1 protein-coding gene is annotated in these 764 nt (G+C 50.5%); it reads left to right on the forward strand.

Going from position 1 to position 764, the window contains the following annotated elements; genetic code table 11:
• On the forward strand, positions 1 to 764 hold a 764-nt coding region (locus AC1DWB_RS36560; RefSeq protein WP_477545940.1), incomplete at both ends, for a sulfatase-like hydrolase/transferase.

The following is a 764-nucleotide window of genomic DNA, read 5'->3' on the forward strand; positions in this document are numbered from 1 at the left end:
AGCTTACGCAGCGGATATTCCTACGGAAGTGGCACATACCGGTATATTTACCGGGAAGGTCGGTCTGACCACCGGAATCGTATCGCACGGATCAAGTCTGACTCAGCTTCCTAAGTCCACAACATGGATGCCTACACTACTACGAGCAGCGGGTTTCACGACCGCTGCCGTAGACAACTTGTATCAGTTGAAAGAATGGTTCGCCCGAGGGTACCGCTACTACATGAATAGCTCAGGACCGAAGAGGTGGATTGATGGACGGACCGTTAACGATTTGGCGATGCCTTGGCTGACAGAGCACAAGGATGAGTCTTTTTTCTTATTTCTGCATTATTGGGACACCCACACACCGTATTTGCCCCCGAGCGATACGATTGAGACTTTTTACGATAGCAGTCGTGATCCTTACGATCCTGCTAATCGAAGCATGGATGCTGCTTATAATCATACCGCTTATCCGTTCTTCAAGCATCATCACTATGATCTGGTCGGGCCGGTAACCGACAGTGATTACTACGACGCGCTGTACGACGCAGAAATCCGCTACCTGGATGATCGACTTCAAGAGCTGGATAACCATCTGGACGCGCTTGGTATTCGCGAGGAAACCTTGCTTGTCCTGTTCGGTGATCACGGTGAGAGCTTAACGGAACATCAAATATATTGGGATCATTGCGGATTGTATGAACCGACGGTTCATGTTCCCCTTATTATACGGTGGCCGGAGCGCATCCCGGCAGGGCGCAGGGTTCCCGGTATTGTAC

This window comes from Paenibacillus sp. P4_E11 (genome assembly GCF_056401635.1).